The 23,281-nt window shown below is 41.9% G+C and carries 19 protein-coding genes and 1 tRNA gene; 8 read left to right on the top strand and 12 right to left on the bottom strand.

Going from position 1 to position 23,281, the window contains the following annotated elements:
• The first annotated feature begins 7 nt into the window (after window positions 1–7).
• Window positions 8–1,615, top strand: coding sequence for a spore maturation protein (locus LCH52_15530; protein ID MCA0389898.1), 1,608 nt, complete (start codon window positions 8–10; stop codon window positions 1,613–1,615).
• 66 nt (window positions 1,616–1,681) lie between these two features.
• Here LCH52_15530 and LCH52_15525 read toward each other — a convergent pair whose 3' ends face one another.
• Both LCH52_15525 and LCH52_15520 read right to left on the bottom strand, forming a co-directional pair.
• Entirely contained in the window at window positions 1,682–2,809 is a 1,128-nt protein-coding gene (locus LCH52_15525; protein ID MCA0389897.1) for an OmpA family protein, read from the bottom strand.
• A gap of 164 nt (window positions 2,810–2,973) precedes the next feature.
• Window positions 2,974–4,743: an OmpA family protein gene (locus LCH52_15520; protein MCA0389896.1), complete on the bottom strand. Its 1,770-nt coding sequence runs from the start codon at window positions 4,741–4,743 to the stop codon at window positions 2,974–2,976.
• 227 nt (window positions 4,744–4,970) lie between these two features.
• Here LCH52_15520 and LCH52_15515 point away from each other — a divergent pair.
• Together LCH52_15515 and LCH52_15510 are read left to right on the top strand one after the other, a co-directional pair.
• Window positions 4,971–5,048, top strand: a tRNA-Pro gene (locus LCH52_15515).
• A 20-nt stretch (window positions 5,049–5,068) separates the two neighbouring features.
• Entirely contained in the window at window positions 5,069–5,566 is a 498-nt protein-coding gene (locus LCH52_15510) for a YajQ family cyclic di-GMP-binding protein (protein MCA0389895.1), read from the top strand.
• A 39-nt stretch (window positions 5,567–5,605) separates the two neighbouring features.
• On the opposite strand, the gene LCH52_15505 is transcribed toward LCH52_15510, so the two are convergent.
• The 8 genes from LCH52_15505 to LCH52_15470 all read right to left on the bottom strand — a co-directional run bounded on the left by LCH52_15505 (window position 5,606) and on the right by LCH52_15470 (window position 15,238).
• On the bottom strand, window positions 5,606–8,224 hold the full coding sequence (locus LCH52_15505) for an LPS-assembly protein LptD (protein MCA0389894.1): 2,619 nt from the start codon (window positions 8,222–8,224) through the stop codon (window positions 5,606–5,608).
• A gap of 10 nt (window positions 8,225–8,234) precedes the next feature.
• A complete protein-coding gene (locus LCH52_15500; protein ID MCA0389893.1) occupies window positions 8,235–9,242 on the bottom strand; it encodes a Gfo/Idh/MocA family oxidoreductase in 1,008 nt (335 codons plus the stop codon).
• A 191-nt stretch (window positions 9,243–9,433) separates the two neighbouring features.
• Complete coding sequence (locus tag LCH52_15495) at window positions 9,434–9,673, bottom strand: hypothetical protein (GenBank protein MCA0389892.1); 240 nt, start codon at window positions 9,671–9,673, stop codon at window positions 9,434–9,436.
• A gap of 118 nt (window positions 9,674–9,791) precedes the next feature.
• Window positions 9,792–10,751 (bottom strand): YihY/virulence factor BrkB family protein, encoded by a 960-nt coding sequence (locus LCH52_15490; GenBank protein ID MCA0389891.1) that lies wholly within the window; start codon window positions 10,749–10,751, stop codon window positions 9,792–9,794.
• Window positions 10,752–10,809: 58 nt separating this feature from the next.
• Window positions 10,810–13,035, bottom strand: a complete 2,226-nt coding sequence (gene purL, locus LCH52_15485) for a phosphoribosylformylglycinamidine synthase subunit PurL (GenBank protein ID MCA0389890.1) — start codon at window positions 13,033–13,035, stop codon at window positions 10,810–10,812.
• Between the two features lie 39 nt (window positions 13,036–13,074).
• A complete protein-coding gene (locus LCH52_15480; protein ID MCA0389889.1) occupies window positions 13,075–13,761 on the bottom strand; it encodes a ribonuclease H-like domain-containing protein in 687 nt (228 codons plus the stop codon).
• The gene (locus LCH52_15475) at window positions 13,758–14,219 is read right to left on the bottom strand and encodes an acyl-CoA thioesterase (GenBank protein ID MCA0389888.1); all 462 of its coding nucleotides are present in this window, start codon (window positions 14,217–14,219) and stop codon (window positions 13,758–13,760) included. Before LCH52_15475 ends, LCH52_15480 begins: the two co-directional genes overlap by 4 nt.
• 2 nt (window positions 14,220–14,221) lie before the next feature.
• Window positions 14,222–15,238, bottom strand: coding sequence for a low specificity L-threonine aldolase (locus LCH52_15470; protein ID MCA0389887.1), 1,017 nt, complete (start codon window positions 15,236–15,238; stop codon window positions 14,222–14,224).
• A 388-nt stretch (window positions 15,239–15,626) separates the two neighbouring features.
• Between LCH52_15470 and LCH52_15465 the strand changes: the two genes are divergently transcribed.
• The 5 genes from LCH52_15465 (at window position 15,627) to LCH52_15445 (ending at window position 21,741) form a co-directional block, all read left to right on the top strand.
• On the top strand, window positions 15,627–16,004 hold the full coding sequence (locus LCH52_15465) for a T9SS type A sorting domain-containing protein (GenBank protein ID MCA0389886.1): 378 nt from the start codon (window positions 15,627–15,629) through the stop codon (window positions 16,002–16,004).
• Window positions 16,005–16,175: 171 nt separating this feature from the next.
• Window positions 16,176–18,374, top strand: coding sequence for an N-acetylmuramoyl-L-alanine amidase (locus tag LCH52_15460; GenBank protein MCA0389885.1), 2,199 nt, complete (start codon window positions 16,176–16,178; stop codon window positions 18,372–18,374).
• A 14-nt stretch (window positions 18,375–18,388) separates the two neighbouring features.
• On the top strand, window positions 18,389–19,318 hold the full coding sequence (locus LCH52_15455; GenBank protein MCA0389884.1) for a hypothetical protein: 930 nt from the start codon (window positions 18,389–18,391) through the stop codon (window positions 19,316–19,318).
• Between the two features lie 76 nt (window positions 19,319–19,394).
• Window positions 19,395–21,224 carry a long-chain fatty acid--CoA ligase gene (locus LCH52_15450; protein ID MCA0389883.1) on the top strand — a complete coding sequence of 610 codons (1,830 nt, stop codon included), beginning with the start codon at window positions 19,395–19,397 and terminating at the stop codon, window positions 21,222–21,224.
• Between the two features lie 25 nt (window positions 21,225–21,249).
• A complete protein-coding gene (locus LCH52_15445; protein MCA0389882.1) occupies window positions 21,250–21,741 on the top strand; it encodes a cupin domain-containing protein in 492 nt (163 codons plus the stop codon).
• A gap of 85 nt (window positions 21,742–21,826) precedes the next feature.
• Here LCH52_15445 and bshB1 read toward each other — a convergent pair whose 3' ends face one another.
• Both bshB1 and LCH52_15435 read right to left on the bottom strand, forming a co-directional pair.
• Window positions 21,827–22,546 (bottom strand): bacillithiol biosynthesis deacetylase BshB1, encoded by a 720-nt coding sequence (gene bshB1, locus LCH52_15440; GenBank protein ID MCA0389881.1) that lies wholly within the window; start codon window positions 22,544–22,546, stop codon window positions 21,827–21,829.
• A gap of 10 nt (window positions 22,547–22,556) precedes the next feature.
• Window positions 22,557–23,243, bottom strand: a complete 687-nt coding sequence (locus LCH52_15435; GenBank protein MCA0389880.1) for a hypothetical protein — start codon at window positions 23,241–23,243, stop codon at window positions 22,557–22,559.
• Window positions 23,244–23,281 lie beyond the last annotated feature (38 nt).

Genomic DNA, 23,281 nt, shown 5'->3' with positions numbered 1-23,281 from the left:
AATGTAGATGCTCAATTACATCTGGGCTGTACTGATATTTCTCGGTTTCATTTCCGCAGTATTCTATGATTTGAGCGATTCCGCCACTTCAAAATATCGAAATGGCACTGAAATTACCACCGTCTCAAAAATTGTCACTTCTTCTGAGGGTGTAAAAACCGTTGAAGTGATGCTCGATTCCACTTCCCTTTCCAAACATTTTGGTGTTCCGGTCTCGGGAGTCATTAAAAGTGAAATCCCGCTCGAAAAACTGAAGTCAGTACCGGAGGCAAGCATCACATTCAAGATTACAGAGGATGCCGGTTCGATCATCAAGGAGATTGCAAAAGCGTCGGGAAAAGAGAATGACTTAACTGCAACGATTTCTCTGAAAACGGAAGAAAAAACGAGTGTAAAAAGTGCTCTGGTTTTGGAATCTGTTTCTTTGAAAAAGATAAAAGAGGTCACAAATTCAGCGATAAGTTACGCCGGAACAGCTGTAGAGATTGCACTAGGTCTCGTTGGAATAATGGCAATGTGGCTCGGGATCATGAAAATTGCCGAAGCAGCAGGAATCATCAATTACATTGCAATTGCGATGAAACCTGTTACTAAAAGGCTTTTCCCTGATGTCCCGCATGATCATCCTGCAATTGGATCAATCATTATGAATATTTCGGCTAATTTTCTGGGTCTCTCCAATGCAGCGACTCCATTCGGTTTAAAGGCAATGGAGGAGCTGGATAAATTAAATCCGGAAAAAGGAACTGCAACCAACGCAATGTGTACTTTTCTGGCAATTAACACTGCAGGAATGACTCTAATACCTGCCACGGCAATAGCTGTAAGAGCAGCCGCAGGGTCTACTCAGCCTGCAGTAATCATCGGAACCTCACTCTTTGCATCTGCATGTGCCACCACAGCCGGACTTATAGCGGTTAAAACTCTCGAAAAGTTCTCTGCTGACCGGAAAGAAGGTGTTGAGTTTCTGAAAAAAGTTGCTAAAAAAGCAATTTTTATCCTTCCTGTCCTGGCTGTTCTAATCTATCTTTTTACTTCAAATGTAATTTCACTCCCTTCGACCGGTTTCGACACTGCAATTTTGAAAGGAATCATTGATACATTTTCAGCCTTGGCGATTCCATTGATCATTTTTACTTTCGTTCTTATCGGTATTCTGAAAAAAGTAAAGGTTTATGAGACTTTTATTGAGGGTGCCAAGGAGGGATTTGGAGTAGCACTTAAGATTATCCCCTATCTTGTAGCCATGCTTGTTGCAATCGGAATTTTTAGAGCGAGCGGTGGAATGGATCTTCTTGTTTGGGTGCTTACTCCTGTTACGAGTCTCGTCGGAATGCCTGCAGAAGCACTTCCAATGGCGCTGATGAGACCACTGTCAGGAAGCGGATCCATCGCAATAATGACCGAAATAATCAAGACACACGGTCCCGATTCCATTCTTGGACTGATGGTATCCACCTTCTTCGGAAGTACAGAAACCACTTTTTATGTATTGGCGGTTTATTTCGGTTCGGTAAGTGTAAAAAGAACCCGGCATGCACTCCCTGCAGGACTTATTGCTGATGTTACCGGTCTTCTTATGGCAGTATTTATTGTAAGACTTTTATTTGGTTGATAAAAGAATAAAAAAAGAGGCTGCCCCGGTTGAGGCAGCCTCTTCGTAATTTCAAAAGTAATGTTATTACTTGATTATTCTAAATTCAACTCTTCTGTTGAGGGCTCTTCCTTCTTTGGTAGAGTTGTCTGCAACAGGGTTAGTGTCAGCAACACCTTTGATGGTCATTCTTGAAGCTTCCACACCTTTTGATACAAGGTAATCTTTCACATTCTGAGCACGCTTTACTGAAAGCGGGTTGTTACCTTTAAGGTCGCCTTTGCTGTCAGTGTTTCCGATTATCTCAACATTGACTTTTTTGTTGGCAATCAGTTGAGCGGCATTCTGTGCAAGAATTGCAAAATTTTCGGATTTGATTTCTGCGGAACCGGAATCGAAGTTGATACCAACCAGCACGATTTCATGATCGATAGCATCAGGTTTAGTGCTCTCAGGCTTGTTTTTCTTGATCATGTCCTCAATCTTCTTGTAGTCGATCTCGGGTGCAGGAGGAGGAGTCACTTTTGCATCATTAATCATTTTTTCGATTTTTTTGTAGTCGATCTCATTGGAAACGCCTTTTGGTAAATCGCAGATTTTCGTTTCTTTACCTCTCGAGAAATAATACATGATACCAAGATCGAGTGTAGTGTAACTGTCCAAAGTTCCACCGAAAAGTCCACCATTTGGTCCCATCAATCCGTCAAATTTATCGGTCGACAATGTATGATGACCAAGCTCAAGAAATGTAGAAAAATCCTTTGAGACAGGAAGATTTACACCTAAATTAACTGTCAGAGCAATCTCATTCAAGCTGGTTTTATCTGAAACGAATCTCACAGGATTAGTAACTTTGTAGGCTGTGACAGCAAATCCGGCACCACCGTAGACTTTTATGAAGTCGGTGCAAGGGTTGAAGGTCATCAGATAATTAATCCCAAAAGTAACGGCATCGGTAGAGGGACCGTTCACAACACCCAACGGAGCACCTTTGGAAGTGAACTTGAGATAACTCAATTTTACTCTGAATGCATTATATGCATCGAACTCACGCGTTAAGGAGAGTCCTGCCCCAAGGTCAAGATCTTCACCATATGTGTCTCCAAACATTCTTGGTGAAGTTGCAGACAGACCAACTGCCCATCCGTTTTCATATGTCTGTGCGTATCCAAGTGATGCAAACATCAAGAGGATAACAACTAAAAATTTTCTCACAACAACTCCTTGTCATTATCTTTAATAAAAAACTCTCGTGCCTGAAGCGTGATAAACCAGACAAACTGCACGGGAAGTTTCAGCCACAAAAAATATTCAAGAACAAATATAACCGTAAAAACTTAGAAAAACTAATAATACTTACAAACTGATATTTCTGAAAATCAGTTCAAAACCTTGAATTCGACTCTTCTGTTCATCGCTCTTCCCTCTGCAGTACCATTATCAGCAACAGGGACGGTGGAGCCATAACCTCTCGCTGTTAGTCTGGAAGCTTCCACACCTTTTTCGATCAGATAAGATCTCACAGATTCAGCTCTGTTTTGCGAAAGTGATAAATTACTGTTATCGTCACCCACAGCGTCGGTGTGACCTCCAATTTCTATTAGAAGACCTGGATTTGCGAGCAGTATCTGTGCAGCATGGTTGAGAATCGGATATGATTCGGGACGAAGTTTAGCCGAACTGAAGTCGAAATTCACACCGTACAATACCCAGCTCTGTGTCTGATCCTTGCCGGAGTACTGCTTGATAATATCTTCTATCTTATTGTAGTCAATTGGATCGGTCTGATATTTCTTTACAATTTCCTCGATTTTGGCATAATCCACCGGCTCATATTTGGTATCATTTTTGCCGGGGTCATCCTTCTTGGGGTCTTTGTCCTTATCTTTTTGCTCAATAATTCCGCCGTAAAGCAATGGTGCATCAGCCTTGTCACCCCTGTCGAGATACATGTTCAGACCTAATGAGAATGTCATGTAACTGTCGTAAGGACCACCAAGGAAACCACCCACGGGTGAACTCATGTTAATCAGTCCATCCAAACGGTCATGAGACACTGTCATGTAACCAACCTCAGTGGTAATTGAATAACCTTCTGAGAAAAGTTTCCAGTCTGCTCCCAGAATAAGGTTAAATCCATAATCAAACTGCCATGCGCCGTCTTTAATTGAAGTGCTTGCCGGTTTGTTTACCGAATACATGTAAGCACTTCCTCCCATACCGATGTAGGGAGAGACAGGCTCGTTCGGAATAAATTTATAAAGGATATCCACCTGGCCGTTCACCATGTCCGTGCTTTGTCCTTTGTTGGATCCGGGCATGTGAATATATGAAGGCTTCAAACGAATTGTGACATACTCGTTGAACTTCTTGGAAATTTCAACATATCCGCCGTATCCGAATTCCTGTCCAAGTTCATCGGTACCTGCGAATCTGGGATACGCAAAACCAAAACCAAACAGCCAACTATTTTTATAGACGGGATATCTCTCCACCATCGGAGCGGTCTTATCTTTCGGATCAGCTCCCGCAAAATATTTACTCTTGGGACCAAATCCAAAGTTATACAACACTCCGAGACCAAAATTCATGTACGAATCTCTTCTGCCACCCAGCATACCGCCAATCAGACCGTTAGTGCCGTCAAGTCTGTCGTTTGTGACTGAATGGTAGGAAATTTCTGCATTTAAATCCCAGTTTTTGCCAAGCAAATCCTTGAAAACAAGTCCAAATCCAAGATCTGTAGTATAATCGAGCACTCCCTCATCTTTACCGTCGGTTGCGTTCTTTATCTGCTGCAGAAATCCGGAAAACCCAAGGGTTAAGTATGGAGTAACTGCGTAACCCGGGATGAAGTAATAGTTGAGTGCGAATCCGGTACCAATCAGGTCAGAAGTACTTTTCTTGGTAGATTGGGATTCAAGATGAGTATAAAATGGTTTGAGTCTTAACCCGGCATGCTCGGAAAGATCAAGCTGAATGCTCAGTCCACCGCCAAAGTTAAACTCTTTACCACCGGCATCCGTGCCTATCAGTCTTGGATACATCGCACCAAAACCAAAACGCCATTGGTCGGTATAGACCTGTCCGTATGACTCAAGGGTTATCGAGACAAGAATAATTGTTGTAAGTAGCAGAAGTTTCTTCATACCGGGTGCTTTCCTATTTTTAGCAATTATGCATTGCAATCTAATAAAAAATAAACCTTACACAAACAATTTTCGTCACCATCCCGATTTTTTTTAAACATAAGTCCAATTATTTTATACAATTACTAAATTTACTTAAAAAATTGCATCATATCGGATGTCTGACTCCGCATAACTTCGCTGTTTTTTTATTTCTCGATTTTTCAATATATTTGCGTTCTGTTTTTCGGGGTGTAGCGCAGCCCGGTTAGCGCGCGTCGTTCGGGACGACGAGGTCGAGAGTTCAAATCCCTCCACCCCGACCAAATAAATAATAGATGGAATTATGGCATCAAATCATTCATTCGATATAGTTTCAGAAGTGGACTTTCAGGAAGTTGACAACGCAGTCAATCAGGCACTCAAAGAAATCATCCAAAGATATGACCTGAAAGAGTCTCACACCACCATTGAACTTTCAAAAAAAGACAAGAGTATTACCATCCATACAAAGGATGACTACTCTCTCAGCCAGAGTATAGATATTCTTCAGACAAAGTTCATACGGAGAGGAATGTCGATCAAGGTATTAAAAATGAATGAAGCCGAACCTGCTGCTGCGGGAACTCTCAGGCAGAAAATCGACCTTAGAAGTGGTATCTCAAAGGATGACGCAAAAGAGATCACGAAGCTTATAAAAGATTCAAAACTTAAGGTAAATGCTCAGATCCAGGATGAGCAGGTGAGGGTTACAGGATCGAAGATTGATGATTTACAGGCTGTTCAGCAACTCGTGAAAGAGAAGGATTTCCCTTTCCCCGTCCAGTTCGTCAACTACAAATAAAAAATAATAACTTATAAGTCATAACTGATAAGTAAAAACCTACCGTCTTCCACTGAAGAAATTATCAGATTTTTCAAGTTTAAGGTCCTGCAATTGCGGGGCTTTAACCTTTATTTCAAATCTGTAGCCTGTATAAGTACCGACAGGATTCCACACAAAATTCATGATCCAACAATGGAGATCCCTGCTCACGACTATTTGCGGTGCTGCGAACTCCTTGTTTTCAAAATCATAACTTCCCCCAAGCGTAAATTTCCAGAATTTGGTCAGGTTGAAATTTAAATCTGCCCGGAGGGTCGTGTATTTTAAGATCTGAACGGGTGTAACCCTGTTCTCGTTGTAATTAAATGACAGATTCAACGACCACGGGATGGAGAAATCGGGGTCAACTTCCGCAAAAAGTCCCTGATAATTCCTGTTCTGATAAAAAACTTTTTGCTCCACATTAACAGAATCTTTTTTTGTCCCGTCAGCAATCCTTTCTCCCGTGAGAGTGGCTGAGGCTGAAAAATTAAAGTTTCGCAACTGCAGCAACCCCTGCCCCTCGGCTATGAGAAATTTATTAATTTCCCTGCCGTTTGCATCCCAGACATAAGGACTGAACACTGCTGAACCGGAAAGGCTCAGAAAATCGAGCACCTGAGTCCTGTAATCGAGAAAAAGATTTGAAAGTTTTAGGGAATCCGCTGCAAAGTTATATGAAATCCCGCCGTTAACATTGAGCAACTGGATTTTCTTTTCTTTGGAAGTGGTATCTGTCGGATCAGGTTTTGTCTTTATTTCAAAAATATTGGACAGTCCGAGCCGCATGCTTTGCTGCTCGCCTGTCGATGCTCCGCCAAAGATTTCTCTCTCATATTTGTTATACTTTACAACCCTCCCTGTTGCATCTGTATATGCACCAAAATAACCCCAGCCATCCAGGGAAAAATCAGGCTGATAGTCGTAACTCAAAGTGGGTATGATTGTGTGACGAAGAGAGGAAATTCCGAAAGTGTTTATCGGGAAAATTCCATAGAGCTTGGTGGTTGCTGATATCCCCACACGAAAAGTCCTGACAAATCCGATTTTATCGACATCATTCGTAATAATTGAATCTTTCAGGGCATTTGACGACATCAATGAGTAATTATAGGAACTCATCATGTTCGCACTGCTGCCGTCAGGAATGTAAATCGATGTTCGTTCTATCTGCTTGTTGTACCACAATTCCTGATAGCTCACATTAGGAGTCACATTGATGTACCCTATCTTTGGAGAGAGTGAGAAATTAAGACTGTGTCTAACTCCACCCCGCACATCCAAAACACCATCGGTATTTTTGCGGTTATTCTGCAACTGTCCGGAATAACTTATTCCGAGTTTTTCATACCAGGCTTCATCATTTTTGATTTCAGCACTCCGGAAAGGATAGAAAACAGACTTCGAAAAGGAAATATTCGGCAAAATCTCGTTGATATTGCCGGTCTGCAAATCCTGTTCCCTGCTGTAATTCACACTGAGACCTGCCCCGAATTCTTCAAAATTCTGGAAATATGAGATATTGGAATAGATGTTATTCCGTAAAAGATCATTATAGTTCGAGGAATTCTGTTTGATATAATTGCTGGAAAGAAACTCGATATTGGCATCTATTCTGGAATCAGGGGTCAGCGGCTGATTGTGAACCAGTCTCAAACGCCAGTTTTTTTCATCCGTTCTGTCGGGATCTGTTGACTCTCCCTGGTTTAAATTTGAGTACCCTGCCTCCAAAAAACCCGAGAAATCATACCTTTTCACATATCTGAAATTTCCATTTATACCCCATCCGCCACGGGTGTAGTAATCTCCGGTCGTTGTCAGATCCATATAATCGTTGATAGCCCAGTAATAACCAAACCTGGAGAGATACCTTCCGTAACCGGTTCTGTTTCCGAACGCAGGTGTAAGCAGTCCAGACCTTCTTCCCTTCTGCAACGGGATAACAGCAAAGGGGAGTGGCACCGGAAAAGGTACACCTCCGAAAGTTAGCCAGATCCACTTTCCGATTAACTGTTCATCCGGAATTACCTTCATTTCTGTACACTTAAAGCCGTAGTGGGGCGGGTTGTGTTCACAGGTGGTGTAAAATCCCCCCTCAACAAAATAGTTTTTTTCATCCATTTTCTTGATTTTTACGCCCGAGTAAGAAGCCTCCTGATTAGTGGTCGATGCAAATGTTATATAACCTCTTTTGGTCTTGAAATTATATTTCATTACTTCGCCGTTATATTTCTCCTTCCCGTCAATCAGTTCGGGAAGCTGCTTAACTACCTTGTAACCGGCGCTGTCAATATAACTTCCGTAGGCATCAACATTGGAGGACTCGAAATGGACGATAATTTTACCGCTTCTGAGTTCAGTCGTTCGATACTTTATCAATCCTTTGTTGTAAATCTCCATCCGTTTCTGCTTTGTAAAGAAAAGTATGGAATCAGTAGCAGAAGAATATATCAGGGTGTCAATGTCGCTTTTCGTTACTGAATCCTTCGTGAGAACGGTATCGGCAAACAGAGAGAGTGAATCATTTCCCTGTGGAATGCTGTCTCTTTCCGGTTGAAACTGCAGCCCGGTACTTCCCGAGAGAGGAGAAGATGCAACCGCACCAAGAATAATCAGTAATAAAAAAAAGCGATTCATTATTATTGAATTATGCTTCCATATTTGAATTTATTTTATGAATCGATTCTTCAATTTTTGTACCGATCATATGAGCGACCTGCAATGCTTTCAGTCCGTCTTCGCCTGACACCACCGGGGTAGTCCTCTCAATTACCGCTTTAATAAAAAGTTCGAGTTCATATTCCAGTGCATTCACCTTCGGAGCTTCCGCCTGCTCATAAACCACACTTTTTGCATTGGCACCTACTCCGATAAGACCAAATGAGAAGGCAGCTCCTGACGGTTCGCTCGGCGATACAAGTCTGTATATCTCAGTTGTACCGGTAATAAAATCGAGAGTGATGTAATTATCCTTTTGGAAGAGCCTCATTTTTCTCATTTTCTTTTGTGAAATGCGGCTTGCAGTAACCACGGCAACAGCTCCGTTAGCAAATTCTATCCTGCAGTTTGCGATGTCGGTGGTTGGGGACACTACAGCTATCCCGCTTGCATCCACTTTCACCACTTCACTCTTAACAAGGCTGAGAATGATATCGATGTCGTGGATCATTAAATCGAGAACCACTGCCACATCTGTACCTCTGGGGTTGAATTGTGCGAGCCGGTCTGTCTGAATAAATTTTGGTTCGAGATTATATTTGTCTACGGCGAGTATTGCGGGATTAAACCTTTCTATGTGACCGACCTGTATCAGTTTTCCCTTTTCTTTTGCCAGTGCAACGAGTTTTTCCGCTTCTTCAATTGTTGCTGTTACAGGTTTTTCTATAAATACATCAAGCCCGTGTTCGAGACAAAATCTGGCTACACTGTAATGTGCTGTGGTGGTTACGGCGATCGAAGCCGCTTCACATTCCAGAACCAGTTCTTCGAGAGTGGCAAAAACCTTGATACCAAATTCATTCGCACATTTTTCTGCTCTTTCTTTGGAAGTATCATATACCCCCAGAAGCTCCGTTGATTCAATATTTTTAAGCATCTTGACATGGAGAGTGCCAAGATGGCCTGTACCAATTACGCCGGTTTTTATCTTTTTCATCGAATTTCTGTCTTGTTTATTTGAGGAAAGAATTGAGCGGGAAAATGAGGGCATGAATCACCCGGGCAACCGGTACCATACCCCTCAAATTTTAAAAATGTTGGAGCCACTTTTCTTGAAACTTTTGAAGTGGTGTCTGAAATTCCTCTTCAATTTAAATTTCTGATCAGCTAAAAGAGCAAAATTTATTTTTACTCTTGTATCTCTGCACATTTAATCGAATTGTAAGGAATAAATATCCTTACCGTTTCACCATTCTCTCTCTCGTTCCTCAGAAGCAAGCCGTCATCGTAAGTGGCTTCAAGCTTCCCCATCTTGAAAACGATCTCATATACGGGAGTATTAGAGAAAGAATCGGTTACCAGTCCGTAATTTTCAAACATGGTAACATGTACAGATTTTCCTTTGAATTGAGACCAATCAAATTTCATAAACTTATCTGACTCCTAATTGAGCATAAACTTTTTTAGAATAACTGTTAAATATAATAAATAGATACTGACAGAACAAAATCTCTGTCGGACATTCTTGCAATTATATGCAATATTTTCACTTTTTATTGATCGTTTGATCATCCAGCCAGCGAAGCATGGTGTTGATCGCAATAAATTTTGATTTTTTTTGTTTTACTTTCACATTCTCATCGTACAGTCTTGCCAGCTCTGCTCCGATTATAAAAACCATGTTAGTGTAATAGATCCAGAACGCTATCACTATCAGAAGAGAATAAGTCCCGTAAATCTGACCGAATGAAGCCACATTGTCGATGTAATATCCGAATGCAAACTTTGCAAGTATCCATAGTCCGGCTGCAATCATGGCTCCGACAAACAATGAAACTTTCCTTATCTTTTTTGAAGGAACAATCCTGTAAAAGAAATAAAAGAGTATAAAAATCGATAAAAAAGAAACCGCAACTGTAAAAGTGTCCTTAAGCAACACCGAGTCGAGCAGCCCCAGAAATGGCATCTCAAGCGCAATCCTCTGAAGAACCATCAAAGCCGGCAAGATCAGAAATATCGCAAAAAACAGAACAATCATCACAAGTATCAGAAGAAAATCAACGAGTTTCGAGATGATTATGTTTTTCTGCTCAGGTACATCAAAAACATTGTGCAAAACTGTCCGGATACTTGAGAAAAAGCCGGACGCAGCAAAAAGTAATGCACTAAAACCGATGATTCCGGCGACATTTTTGTACTCCACAAGCTCCTCGATTCTGCCGCCAATCATAGTCTTCGCAAATTCCGCATAACTCTGATAAGGTATCAATGCATCAATGAATGTGTTTATCCTGCCAACAAATTCTACCGAGGTCAGAAAATTTCCCAAAATAAAGAACATGATCAGTGTGATCGGGATTATACACAAGAATAGAGAAAAAGCGAGCGCTCCCGAAAAAAGAAAGACATGATGCTGATCAAATCTGTCAATAAATCTTAATATCCACTCTACATAAATTTTGTAAAGCCTGTTAACCCGGTTATAGGTCGATTTCTTCCTGAACATTTCAGGTTCAAAAACGAACACTCCATCAAATATCAAAACAAATATTTTAAAAAATGGCTTAACTTTTTCGTGCCATAAGTGCCGGAATAGCTTCATAATATCTTTCTGTTAGCTCCGATATCTCAAATTCAATGTCATTAATTTTTACACTTTTTCCCCCGGTCTTCCCGGCAACCCTGACAGCTACACCCTTATCGAGTGCCAATGACTCTAACTTCTTCAGGTTTTCCGGTGCAATTGAAAAGACAATTCTCCCCTGGGTTTCGGAAAAGAGGGCGAAATCTTCGCGTGTGCCGGGGAGAATGACCTCCGCTCCAACAGGTCTCTCCGGGTCTGCAATGCACGACTCAATAATTGTGACCACGACTCCACCTTCAGACACATCGTGTGCTGAATTAACAAACCCCGCCCTGATGGCTGCAAGAGTGAAATCGTGCAGCTTTTTCTCTTTCTCCAGATCACAAACCGGAGGTGTTCCCTTTACCAAATTGTGAATGATTTTTAAATACTCGGAACCGCCAATTTCTTCAGCATCTTCTCCGGCAATAATTATGAGATCTCCCTCATTTTTGAAGTGCATCCCTGTTATGTGGGACAAATCTTCAATTAACCCGAGCATTCCCACTACAGGTGTCGGATATACAGCAGAATCAGGTGACTCGTTATAAAAGGAGACATTTCCTCCTGTCACGGGTGTATCAAAAAACCTGCATGCCTCACCCATTCCTGTGACAGCTTCTTTGAATTGCCAGTAAATTTCAGGTTTGTACGGATTTCCGAAATTCAAACAATTTGTGATTGCGAGGGGAATGGCACCTGTGCATACGACATTTCTCGCTGCCTCGGCAACGGCGAGTTTGCCTCCTTCCTTTGGATCAAGATAAACGAATCTTGAGTTACAATCTGTTTTCACTGAAATTGCTTTATTGGTGTCTTTCAGGTATACCACAGCAGCGTCACCTGTTCCCGGACCTTTTACTGTATTGGTTCTAACCATACTGTCATATTGCCTGTAAACCCATTTTTTGGATGCAATCACCGGAGACGACAAAACCTTCAGAACTGCAGCTTTCAGATCTCCGGGAACGGGAAGTTCTGTTTTTTGGAATTTTGCTGTTTCCTCCAAATAAAGTGGTTTCCGGGTCTCTCTGTCATATTGCGGAGCACCACCTCCAAGTACGAGATCGTAAGGATCTACATCGGCTTTTAACTCACTGTTGTAAAAGATTTTTACTCTTCTGTCTGCAGTAACTTCCCCGATTGTTTCGCAATGAAGATCCCATTTTTCAAAAACTTCTTTTACATCTTTCTCAAATTCTTTTTTCGCAACTACGAGCATTCTCTCCTGACTTTCGGAAAGCATTATCTCATAGGCTGTCATCCCGGTTTCACGAAGAGGCACTTTTGACAGGTCGATTACCATCCCGTGGTTCCCCTTCCCGCTCATTTCGGTAGTGGAACAGGAGATTCCCGCCGCCCCCATATCCTGAATTCCTACAATATAACCTTTTCTAATGACTTCCAGACTTGCCTCGAGCAACAGCTTTTCAGTAAACGGATCACCAACCTGAACCGATGGACGCTTTGCCTCACTTTTCTCCGAAATTTCTTCGGAAGCGAATGTAGCACCATGAATCCCGTCCCGTCCTGTGGATGAACCCACTATAATCACAGGATTTCCCGCTCCCTCAGCAGTGGCTGAAGCTGTCATTCCATGTTTGACAACTCCGACAGCCATCGCATTTACTAAAGGGTTACCGTGATAGCATTCGTCAAAATAGACTTCTCCGGCTACTGTCGGAACACCGAAACAATTTCCATAATCAGCTATACCCTCAACCACCCCGTTGAAAAGGTATCTCGTTCTGTCATCATCAAGTGATCCGAACCGAAGTGAGTTCAGGGCAGCGATTGGTCGGGCACCCATAGTGAAGATATCCCTTAAAATTCCTCCGACACCGGTGGCCGCTCCTTGATAAGGTTCGACCGCAGACGGATGATTATGGCTTTCAATTTTAAATGCTATAGCGTAACCGTCTCCAATATCCACAAGTCCGGCATTCTCTTCCCCGGCTCCCACAAGGAGTCTGCCACCACTTCTGGGTAATGTTTTTATCAGCTTAATGGAATTTTTATAACTGCAATGCTCACTCCACATTACACTGAAAATCCCCAGCTCGGTGAATGAGGGTGTCCTTCCCAAACGGTTGCAAATATCTTCATATTCTTCTTTGGTGAGTCCGTGTTCGAGAGAGAGTTCAAGTGTTACTTCAGGTTCTTTCATTCGTCAATTCCATTGGTTTCAAAATTTCCGGGTTTAATTTTACGCAAGATATTGCTGCCAAATATCATAGAGTTGATATGTCGCATAAATATCCCTTCCGCAATATTCAGCAATTTCTTTTATTCTCCCTTCATGATACATGTTTTTTACTTCAGAACCTGAAACATCTTTCGATTTGGGAGTTTTAATTCCAAAACTGTGGCAGTAAAAATCGAGATTGAATTTGCGGAATCCACCATAAAATGATAACTGTTCGAGAAGATCGAGGTGCAGCTTGCTGTCGAACCTGTTCCCCATCAAATTTTTCGAAGGTTTTATTCCGAGAAGTGCCGACCGCAACATAAGAAAAGGAACATCGAATCCCCTGCCGTTAAACGAAATAAGTTGATCAACTTTTGAAACAAATTCCCAAAACTTTATCAGAATTTCCCGCTCGGGCAATCCCTTGTAGCTAAAACCGGTCTCCTCCGACTGCCACACTTCCTCGGTCTCATTCTCATAAAAAACATATCCTTTTTGCTGTTCCACATAATACATCCCGATTACCACAACTTTCGATGTAAAGGGATACAATGCTGTCCAGTCTTTCAGTTCCGCCTGTTTTCGTTCCCTGTCTTCCGGTGTTTTTTCTTTTTCTGCATCTCTCAGGAGGTATTCCTGCTGGCTGGGAGAAAATGACTCCCACGGTAGTGCGACAGTCTCTATATCAAAAACAATTCTTTTCATGCTTTTTTACTCCTGTCAAAACTTCTTCTCTCAAATGTTCCAACTTTTGTTGTAAATTCGTCACTCAAGGGAGCTGTTTTACCAGTTTTTTGATCGACCTGAGCAACAACACCGGAACCGTCCACCACCACCTCTCCTGAAGTGGTGTTCACAATTACATGTTCAAATCCGTAAGAGGAATTACCTATGTAGGATATCCTTGTATAAATCTCGAGTTCGTCATCATATTTTGAATGTCTTCTGTAGTTAATCTCATTTCTCACCATGAAAAAATCGAAACCATCACTAAACAAACCCTTCTCCGGAATCAATCCTGTCTCTTTCAGATATTCGAGACGGGATTGTTCAAAAAATGAAACATAAACAGCATTGTTGCATACTCCCAGCATATCAACCTCGTGGAATCTGACTTTCAACTTTGTGACATGATAAAATTTATGTCCATTGTACTCAAACATAGTTACAATCTCCACAATATATTTAGTGCTTCGCTGATCTGATCTTTATTCACATCCATGTGCGTTATCGCCCTGACTGTACCGATTGGACCGGGAAGGAAACGAAGACCTTCCGCCTCACACTCCGCCATCAGTACCTCGGGTGATTTTGTTCTGTGTTTGAAAATGAGAATATTTGTTTGAACAGCATCTGAATCTATCTCATATTGGGGCATGTTCGCGAGTTCTTTTGCCATATATCCGGCATTTTCATGGTCTTCCTGAAGTCGGATAATATTATTTTTTAACGCATAGAGTCCGGCTGCTGCCAATACTCCAACCTGTCTTGCTCCACCTCCCCACGCCTTTCTGAACCTGAATGCCTCTTTAATAAAGTCCCTGTTCCCGGCAATGACAGATCCGACAGGAGCTCCCAAACCTTTCGAGAGACAACAGGAAACTGAATCGAAGTGAGAAGTAATTTCTTTTGGCTCCACGCCGAGATTCACGGCAGCATTCCAAACTCTTGCACCATCCAGATGAAAAATAAATCCCTTGTCATGTACAAATTTTTCAAGTTTTTTTATGTTATCGAGAGGATAAACCCTCCCCATTCTTCTGTTATGTGTGTTTTCGAGTGCAATTACTCTGGTTCTCGGCATGTAGTAGGCTTCGACTGGTCTGATTGCGGGGGCAACCAGTTCGGGCGTCATGATACCGTCATTTGTAAAGACAGGAAACAACTGTAAGCCGCTTAAAACTGCGGGAGAGCCTGATTCATAATAAAAAATATGCGATTCAGCGTCACAAATCACCTCATCATGCGGCTGAGTGTGGGTTTTGAGGCACAACTGGTTACCCATAACACCGCTGAAAACAAAGAGGGCTGATTCAAATCCCAGAAGGTCTGCCGCATACTCCTGAAATTCATTTACTGTCGGATCTTCTTTAAATACATCATCCCCAACTTCAGCTTCGTACATCGCCTTTCTCATCCCGGGCGAAGGTTTTGTCACTGTGTCGCTTCTTAAATCAATTATTTTCAATGTGTCATCCAAATTCTGCTTTAATTCATCTTCAAAAATACCACTTTTTTTTGTTTGCCTTACAATCATTAATCGAATTCCCGGTCTGGAAAAAGAAGGGCTGAATGCGCTGCATCACGAAATTATTTCCGTCCAAAATAAAATTTATCCTTTCATGGAATTATTTTGCATAATGACCTGTTTTTAAATTATATTTGCATTGTACATAGTACACATTTTTGGACGGGTGTACATAATTAAGGGCAACCCGTAAAACTTTACAAAGACAAACAGCGTCTAAAAGCGATAAAAGGCGATCTATTACTTAAATTTTACTTTGGCACATTTTTTGTAGCGTTATTAGTGAATGAATGAGAACGATACAGACTATAGAGGTTTAATCATGAAAAGATTTTTTACAATTATAATTTTAGCCACCTTACTGGTGGTGGCTGGTCTTCCCTCGATGAAGACGGAAACCAAGGCAAGTACGCCTAAAGGTAACGGAGATAATCCACGCAGTTTTGTATTGGAACAAAATTATCCCAATCCGTTTAATCCTGAAACGACCATCAGCTATCATCTTCCAAATGCGGGTCAGGTAAGACTTTCAGTCTATAACCTCCTCGGAGTTGAAGTCGCAGTTCTCGTGGATGAGTTCCAGTCAACCGGAACCTACAGCATAAAATTTAATGCTGCCCCTCTTCAGTCTGGAGTTTATCTCTACAAATTGAAAATGGGAAACACCACTCTTACCAGAAAAATGACTTACCTTAAGTAATTTCATTTTACTGCATCTAAAAGTTTGAAGGCTGTCTCAAAAAGGGCAGCCTTTTTTATTTGATCCTCCGTCACTCTCCTTGTATCCCTTAAAAATGAACCGCAATCCTTTGATATTAGCTTGGTTATCCGTAACTTTATATGATACATATTTGGATAAAAGGTTTTCGAAATGCGGCTACACTATTTTATATTTTTTCTGACAATTGTTACAATTTCAACATTTTCTCAGAATTTTGCGGGTAAGAAATTTGCTCTCGATCCCGGACACGGCAGTCCTAAGAGTGCAACCTGCGAGCCTGAAACAAAAAGGTTTGAAGCCTATGTAAACCATATCGTCATGCCCTACCTCAAAAGGTACCTGCAAAGGGATGGTGCAACGGTTTTTTCGACGAGAGGTGATTTCGATTCGCTCGGTGCCTGCCTCACCCTCTCGGAGAGAGAAGCAGTAGCAAACAACAACAATGTCGATTTTTTTCACTCCATTCATCACAACGCCTTCCAGGGAACAAGCAATTACTCTCTCGTATTGTTTGAACAGTTGAACAACTCGTTATGCCCTAACGGTAATCCGCAGTGGCCTGGAACTGCTGACAGTATGTCTGTCTATATGGCAGCAGAACTTTTTGCAGGACTTCAGACAACTGTAGGATACCCCCGTGGTGACTACTGCTTCCTCGGCTACAATCTGGGTGTACTGAATGATCTGGCAATGCCCGGGGTCCTCAGCGAGGGTTCTTTTTTCGATTTCCCTGCTGAAGCGGCAAGACTGGCTAATCTTGACTATCTGATGACAGAGGCTGAAGCACTCTACCTGTCTTACCTGAAATATTACAAAAAACCACTCCCTTCACACGGAAGTCTCGTCGGAATCGTTACAAATCTGACCACAGGCAATCCCGTAAAAGGAGTGAGAGTCGTACTCACATCGCTTAACAAAACTTATCTCGTTGACTCTCTCGGAAACGGTTTTTACAGATTCGATTCTCTCGCGCCCGGTACCTACCCGATCTCGGTCTATTCAAATCTGGATACAACAAACACGACTGTCACAATAACAGCCGGTAAAATCAACAAAAAAAATCTCCTCAGCGGTTCTGCCGATGCTCCTCCGATTGTGAAATTATTGTCTGTTACTGCATCTGAGGGCGCTCTTAATCTAAGATGGGAACAACCCGCTGGACTCGTGGATTCGATCATGATTTACCTCTCAGAAACAGGTGCCATCCCCACAGGAAACCCTTACAAGACAATAGCCGGGAATGTTACTACCCATATCCTTTCGGGACTAACGGCTAACCAGACTTATTATGTTGCCCTTAAAGCCAAAAATCTCTTCGGTATCAGTCCGGCAATCTCAAAAGTTTATGGAGCTCTCACCACCGGAAGTGGTGACCAGGTATTAGTGGTTGACGGATTCAACCGTTATCGCGGCTCCGGAAGCTGGCAGCAACCTTACCACAATTTCACTTCTTATTACGGTGAAATTTTGGGTGAGTCTCTGCTCAGGTTTTCCACTGTCTCCAATATGGCTATTACCTCTTCATCTCAAATAAAGCCGTTTAAGTACCTTTTCTGGCTTTTAGGTGATGAATCGACCCTCGATGAAACTTTCTCCACAACTGAACAAACATTTGTGAAGGAATACCTTCAAAACGGCGGAAAGCTTTTCGTTACCGGTTCTGAAGTGGCATGGGATCTCGACAGTCGCGGCACGACCACCGACAAGGAATTTTTTAATCAGTTTCTGAAAGCTTCTTATATAGCTGACAACCCGACTCCCAATACACCTTCAGCATCGGGTGTTCCGGGTACTTTTACTGATGGTTTTTCTGCAACTTTTGGAGTGACATATCCTGAAGACTGGCCAGATGTTATTGCCCCGCTTAATGGCAGCACATCAATTCTTAGATATAATGCCACTCAAAATGCAGCCGTAGCATTTGATGGTATGTTTCCTTCAGGAACAAACCCCGGTAAACTTGTTTATGTGGCTTTTACCGTGGAAACCATCGGCGATGCAACCAAGCGAAAAGCGCTCGTGGACATGATTATGGGATACTTTGGCGGTTTTGTTTCAGTGGATGATTTGGCTGATGGCTTGCTCCCCGGTTCATTTTCAATGACAGTACATCCGAACCCTTTCAATCCATCGACAAAACTGACGGTGAATCTTCCAGAAGAAGGTCTCTACAAGATCAAACTCTTTGATATTCTTGGCAGAGAAATTCAAACCCTTTATGATGGATCTCTTGTCAGAGGTTCACATTCTTACAATGTGGAAATGAACAATTTCCCCTCCGGAACTTATTTTATCCATGTTTCGGGAAATAATGTGAATTCTGTTCAAAAGATATTACTCCTTAAATAAGTCCGGAAATTAAAATGAAAAAAATATTATTTATAACTCTTATTTCAGCAACACTTTTGTTAGGCCAGGGTATTTCGGTGACGATAAACCCGGTGCTCCTGACAAATGGTGATGCCCTGTATTCACTCGGAAAACTCTCTCCTGACGGGAAATACGCCCTCCTCTCGGGTAAGGGATATACAAAAATTGAACTCCTTGAAATCCCCACAGGGAAATCGAAGATTATCACAGAAAATTCTCCCGGTTCCGGTTGGGGTATGAGGTGGAATCGCGATGGTCAGAGATTCCTGTTTAAAACAAACAGCAATTCAACCCCTGACAGAAAGACAGTTTCCCTTTTTGAATACACCGATGGAAAAGGATTGTCACAAATTGCAGAACTGGATCCCGAATCAAACAATCTTTTCTTCTACTCTCTTCTCGGAGATGGAATATCTACCGGCGGGAAAAACGGAACCGGTCAGATTTTACGGAATTCAAACCGTTCTGATGATCTTTTCACATCGATTAACGAAGGAAGATTAACTGTCGTCGACCCTTCAGGGAAACTGAAGCCGGGAGCAGTGGAACAAACCTCATTGAAGGAAAAAGTCCTCTTTGCAGAGTGGTCACCTTCAGGGAAAAGACTTGCCGTTCACTCCGCAGGCAATGGAATTTTTGTTTTTGATCTCGAATCCGGAAAAGAATATAACTTTCCGAAGTGTGAATATCCTTCCTGGATAAACGATGATTATTTTGCGTACATGATGACTGAAGACGACGGATACACACTGCTGAACAGTGAGGTCATGGTTGCCCGGTTCGACAGAAGCGAATCAACAATTATTACAAAGGAATTTATGACCCCTGCTCTTTTCCCTTCGGCTTCCAATGACGGTACGATTATATTTACAGGCAGCGACCATAAGATATATGTAACCAAAGTTGAATTTTATAAGAATTAAAATGAACAATTTTTTGTATTTTTACATTAATAATTCCCGGTAATCATTTCAATTAAATGCGAGGCACAAGCAGTTAATGGGACCATCAAGAAATTTTAAAACAATCCCTGAACTATTCAGAATTCTTGTAGATGACTATGGCAAAGACCCCTCGAAGGTTATGCTGAAACATAAAGTCGGCAAAGAATATGTGGATATCACTTATCAGCAGGTCAAGACGGAAGTGGAACTGATGGCACACGGTTTTCTCTCGATTGGAGTAAAAGAGGGAGATAAAATTGTCCTTCTCGCTGAAAACCGGCCTGAGTGGATGATGCTCGATTTTGCCATACTCGGAATTGGTGCTGTGGATGTTCCCCTCTATCCGTCCCTCACTCCAAATGATATCGGATTTATAGTAAATAATTCTGAAGCCAAAGTTGTAGTCGTTTCCAATAAACTGTTGCTCTCGAAATATCTCAAGGTAAAAGATCAGTGCCCGAGCGTAGAGAATATAATTGTGATCAACGAGAAGGATGCCGATGATTCAATTACAGGCCTCTATTCACTGAAACATCTGCAGAAAATGGGAGAAGAACACAGAAAATTCAGTCCGGGTCTGTTTGTCGAAATGAGTTCCCGTGTGAGAGAGTATGACCTTTGTACTATTATCTACACTTCCGGAACTACAGGTGAACCTAAAGGTGTGCTTCTGACTCACCACAATATTGTTTCCAATGTACTGTCTGTCCTCGAGGTAATAGAAGTTACACATAACGAAGTGTTCCTCTCATTCCTCCCCCTCTGCCATATTTTTGAGAGAATGGCGGGATTTTATCTCGGACTCGCTTCCGGTAGTCAGGTCGCCTTCGCTCAAAGTATTGAAACCGTCCCACAAAACATGGTTGAAGTGCGGCCTACTCTCATGACCGCTGTGCCCAGACTTTTTGAGAGATTCCATGCCCGGGTAATCAAGACTGTAGAAAGCGGATCAGAGAAAAAGCAACAAATTTTCCATTGGGGGCTTCAAGTCGGAAAAGATTTCGTCAAAGCCAAAAAAGCCGGCAAAATACCAATGGCACTTAAATTAAAGCATAAAGCTGCCGATGCTCTCGTGCTTAAGAAAATCAGGGAAAGAACCGGGGGCAGACTGAAGTTCTTCGTCTCAGGTGGAGCAGCACTTCCCGGACCAATCGGTGAATTTTTCGAAGCACTTGGAATATTGATACTTGAAGGTTACGGACTAACTGAATCCTCCCCCGTGATTGCAGTGAACAGAGTTGAGGCATACAAATTTGGAGCCGTTGGTAAAATAATACCGGGTGTACAGGTGAAAATTGTTAAGGAGCATCCTGATGATCATGATGGCGAAATCCTTGCCAAGGGACCAAACATCATGCAAGGTTACTACAAACTCCCGCACGAAACTGCCGAAACCATAAAAGACGGCTGGCTTCACACAGGAGATATCGGATATATTGATTCAGATGGATTCCTCCTCATCACCGACAGGAAAAAGAATCTTTTCAAAACATCGGGTGGAAAATATGTAGCCCCGACACCAATTGAGAATCTTTTCCTCGCAAACAAATATGTAGAGCAGTTTGTGCTAATTGGCGATAAACGAACTTTTCTGAGTGCGCTTATCGTACCGGATTATGATAATCTTAAGGATTTCGCCAAAGCCAACAATGTCGAATATGTGGATGTTCCTGACCTCATAAAGAAAAAGGAGATCATTCAGCTTTACGAAAAGGAAATCGTAAACATTCAGAAACCTCTCGCGAGCTATGAAAAAGTCAGAAAATTCGCCTTGATGGAAAGAGCTTTTACGATCGAAGATGGAGAGATGACACCTTCAATGAAAATCAAAAGAAAGATTGTCGAAAAGAAGTACGCTGAAGAAATTGAAAGAATGTATGCCTGATTTCTCATCTCAGGAGAATTGATACTTGAACCGCAACAAAGAATACTGGATCGGGAAACTTCATCTGAACCCACATCCGGAAGGAGGTTTCTTTGGTGAAACATACCGTTCAGACGAGGAAATTGAAAAATCTGCCCTTCCCGAAAGGTATGGTGGCAACAGATCATTTTCCACTCAGATATATTTTATGCTCGTGTCCGGGAATTTCTCCGCATTCCATAAGGTAAATTCAGACGAGACATGGCATTTCTACGACGGTTCTCCCGTGCTGTTGCACTGCCTCCATCCGGGAAAAGGAGTGATAACAACAACACTCGGACTTGAAGATGGTGCAGAACCACAGTTTACCATAACTCGAGGTGTCTGGTTTGCAGCAGAAGTGGCAGATGGCGGTGACTTTTCTTTGGTGGGTTGCTCGGTAGCGCCTGGATTCGATTTTAATGATTTCCAACTCGCCGAAAAAGATATCCTCTATTCGCAGTTCCCTCTTGAAATCGTAAAGAGACTTTGCAGATAGAATTTCCGCGAACTTCACTGCAGTTCTTTAAAATTAAAAAGGCTGTCTCATTGCGGGACAGCCTTTTTTAATATTTGAACAGAAATCAATGTTTCAGTTTATGCACAAGATCAAGTTCGATTGCCTCTTCTGAATAAAAAGCCTCGCCGTAATCTTTCCCGATTCTGAATCCATACAATTTTGATCTTGATTCAATGAAGTCGAGAAAACCTTGTTTGCTGATAAATGTCTCAGGCTCTTTGTTTTTGGGGTCAAAAAACTGACTCGAGAACGCCTTTACAGATTTCATCTTTGTATCAAAGTATCCTGAAATGTCAACTATAAACGAAGGCTCAAACTCATAAGTCTGCATGTAATAATAGAGAGCCGAAGGTCTGTAAGATGGTTGCATATGTTCATTTTCGAATGTGTGGATTTTCCCAACACCTGAATAGAAATATGCCTGTTTTGCGAGCTGACTCACTGCGATATGATCAGGATGCCTGTCATTAAAGTATGGCGCAAAAATAACTTTAGGCTTGTATTTTCTGATCGCATGAATAAACTTCAGCAGATTTTCGCGATTCACCTGTATCTCACCATCAGGAATGTTAAAATTGTCTCTAAATTCAGCTTTCAAAACAATTCCTGCCTGAATGGCTTCGTGTTGTCTTATCTCGGCAGAACCGCGGGTTCCCAGCTCACCCCTCGTACAGTCAATTATTCCAACCTTCATCCCGTGTGATGCAAGTTTGGCGATGGTACCACCCATCGAGAGTTCGGCATCATCCGGATGTGCAGCAAAAACTATGGCATCAATCTTCATCTTTATTGCCTTATTCGACTATCGACATGTAACGGTCAACTTCAGGAATAACAGTCGACTTTGCATAATCGGTTTTTAAAGTAATAAGAATATCTTTTGCTTTCTCTTTATTGTTCATCTCGATGTAAACAATTGCAGCATTCAAAAGGTATTGTGCATTCATAGGATTGTCTTTTGAAAAGCTTGCTGCCTTCTCATAACCTTCCACGGCTTTTTCATATTCTTTTTTCATTTCATAGTAGCCCGCTTTGCCGACTTCGGCCGCAGCTTTGAAAATCGGGTTACTGCCTGAATAGTCATCGTAATATTTGAAAGCTTCTTCCTGTTTTCCAAGGTAGTTGTATGAGTTAGCGGCATATATTTTTGCAGCCTCACCGTTTTCGGTCCCGGAAAAGTCTTCGGCGATTTTTTTCAATCCGATAATTTTCTTGGCAGGGTCACCGTCAATTGCCTGAAGATACGCGCCTGATTCATACTGTGAAAGAACGAGCGTAAGAGCGGTTCCTGCAGCTTCATCATTCTGCTTTTTGTTAATTCCGTAAAACACGATTGCTGCAATGATTATAACAAATGCAGCAAGACCGCCGAAAACAATCTTTTTATTCTCTTCGTACCAGCCGAGAACACGGTAATACAGTTCGACCGATGCTTCTCTTTTGATTTCTTTTTGTTTAAATTTGCTGACAGGTTTAGCCATTATTAACCTTTCTAAATTCTAAAAATTGCGAATAACAA

It is taken from the genome of Bacteroidota bacterium (assembly GCA_020161395.1).
In the GTDB taxonomy this organism is placed as follows: domain Bacteria; phylum Bacteroidota; class Ignavibacteria; order Ignavibacteriales; family Ignavibacteriaceae; genus UTCHB3.
This window is presented reverse-complemented; position numbering and strand designations above follow the sequence as displayed.

What these genes read in the sequence shown, in the direction of transcription:
- LCH52_15530 (MCA0389898.1), top strand. Translation starts at nt 8, where the DNA reads ATGCTCAATTACATCTGGGCTGTACTGATATTTCTCGGTTTCATTTCC.
- LCH52_15520 (MCA0389896.1), bottom strand. Translation starts at nt 4,743, where the DNA reads ATGAAGAAACTTCTGCTACTTACAACAATTATTCTTGTCTCGATAACC.
- LCH52_15510 (MCA0389895.1), top strand. Translation starts at nt 5,069, where the DNA reads ATGGCATCAAATCATTCATTCGATATAGTTTCAGAAGTGGACTTTCAG.
- LCH52_15505 (MCA0389894.1), bottom strand. Translation starts at nt 8,224, where the DNA reads ATGAATCGCTTTTTTTTATTACTGATTATTCTTGGTGCGGTTGCATCT.
- LCH52_15500 (MCA0389893.1), bottom strand. Translation starts at nt 9,242, where the DNA reads ATGAAAAAGATAAAAACCGGCGTAATTGGTACAGGCCATCTTGGCACT.
- LCH52_15495 (MCA0389892.1), bottom strand. Translation starts at nt 9,673, where the DNA reads ATGAAATTTGATTGGTCTCAATTCAAAGGAAAATCTGTACATGTTACC.
- LCH52_15490 (MCA0389891.1), bottom strand. Translation starts at nt 10,751, where the DNA reads ATGTTCAGGAAGAAATCGACCTATAACCGGGTTAACAGGCTTTACAAA.
- purL (MCA0389890.1), bottom strand. Translation starts at nt 13,035, where the DNA reads ATGAAAGAACCTGAAGTAACACTTGAACTCTCTCTCGAACACGGACTC.
- LCH52_15480 (MCA0389889.1), bottom strand. Translation starts at nt 13,761, where the DNA reads ATGAAAAGAATTGTTTTTGATATAGAGACTGTCGCACTACCGTGGGAG.
- LCH52_15475 (MCA0389888.1), bottom strand. Translation starts at nt 14,219, where the DNA reads ATGTTTGAGTACAATGGACATAAATTTTATCATGTCACAAAGTTGAAA.
- LCH52_15465 (MCA0389886.1), top strand. Translation starts at nt 15,627, where the DNA reads ATGAAAAGATTTTTTACAATTATAATTTTAGCCACCTTACTGGTGGTG.
- LCH52_15460 (MCA0389885.1), top strand. Translation starts at nt 16,176, where the DNA reads ATGCGGCTACACTATTTTATATTTTTTCTGACAATTGTTACAATTTCA.
- LCH52_15455 (MCA0389884.1), top strand. Translation starts at nt 18,389, where the DNA reads ATGAAAAAAATATTATTTATAACTCTTATTTCAGCAACACTTTTGTTA.
- LCH52_15450 (MCA0389883.1), top strand. Translation starts at nt 19,395, where the DNA reads ATGGGACCATCAAGAAATTTTAAAACAATCCCTGAACTATTCAGAATT.
- bshB1 (MCA0389881.1), bottom strand. Translation starts at nt 22,546, where the DNA reads ATGAAGATTGATGCCATAGTTTTTGCTGCACATCCGGATGATGCCGAA.
- LCH52_15435 (MCA0389880.1), bottom strand. Translation starts at nt 23,243, where the DNA reads ATGGCTAAACCTGTCAGCAAATTTAAACAAAAAGAAATCAAAAGAGAA.